The 319-nt window shown below is 54.9% G+C and carries 1 pseudogene; it reads left to right on the top strand.

Features of this window, described 5'->3' with window-relative positions:
- Positions 1 to 88: 88 nt before the first annotated feature.
- Positions 89 to 319, top strand: a pseudogene (locus tag ACXAIC_RS24870) (transposase); the annotation flags it as partial.

Below are 319 nucleotides of genomic sequence, written 5' to 3'. Positions count from 1 at the left end.
TGGCCTCCTTGTCCAGCCCTCAGCTTGAATCACTATTCACCACAAAAGGGAACCCAAGACGATTCAGACTTTTTGGGAAATGCTCTAGTTTTCCCCTGAAGTACGCGAGCGCGCGGTTCGTCTTGTGCTGGATAGTGAAGGCCAGCACAGGTCTCGCTGGCAGGCGATCGTATCGATAGCAGCCAAGATCGGTTGCTCGGCGCACACACTGAACGAATGGGTCAAGAGATCCGAGGTTGATAGTGGTGTCCGGGCTGGCATTCCGACGGAGATGGTCGAGAAGATGAAGGCTCTTGAGCGGGAGAACCGTGAGCTTCGT

The organism is Roseibium sp. AWQ4_254, assembly GCF_056161025.1.
The sequence above is the reverse complement of the archived record's forward strand: the minus strand, read 5'-3'. Positions and strand labels throughout refer to the sequence as shown.